Genomic DNA, 530 nt, shown 5'->3' with positions numbered 1-530 from the left:
GGACATCACCTACTTGCCGCTGGCCACCGGCGGCAATCTGTACCTGGCCACGGTGATCGACTGCTGTTCACGGCGGGTCACCGGGTGGGCGATCGCTGAGCACATGCGCACCGAACTGGTCGAGGACGCCCTCAACGCCGCCGCCGCGCTGCGGGGCAGCCTGGCCGGTGCTGTGTTTCATACCGATCACGGAAGTCAATACACCTCAAGGGATTTTGCGACCCTCTGCCGCGACTTGGGGGTCATCCAGTCGATGGGTGGGGTGGGGTCAAGTGCCGACAACGCCCTGGCCGAATCGTTCAACGCCGCCCTCAAACGCGAGATCCTGCAAGACCGCGGCTGCTGGATCGACGCAGCGGCCTGCCGCCGCGAGGTCTTCCGATGGCTGGCCCGCTACAACACCAAACGACGCCACTCCCGCTGCGCCCATTCCAGCCCCGCGACCTACGAAAGGACCCTGACAACCGCTACGCTGCCCGAAGCCGCGTAACCACAAATCCCGTGTCCACTACATCGGGGCACGGCCCAAC

Annotated in this window: 1 protein-coding gene; it reads left to right on the top strand. The window is 65.5% G+C overall.

Features of this window, described 5'->3' with window-relative positions; genetic code table 11:
• On the top strand, window positions 1-490 hold a 490-nt coding region (locus JDV09_RS26480), incomplete at its 5' end, for an IS3 family transposase (RefSeq protein WP_221372098.1).
• Window positions 491-530: the final 40 nt, after the last annotated feature.

Origin of the sequence: Mycolicibacterium xanthum (assembly GCF_019710635.1) — a bacterium.
GTDB classification, from domain to species: domain Bacteria; phylum Actinomycetota; class Actinomycetes; order Mycobacteriales; family Mycobacteriaceae; genus Mycobacterium; species Mycobacterium xanthum.
Note: the sequence above shows the minus strand (reverse complement) of the source record. Positions and strands in the feature narration are given on the sequence as shown.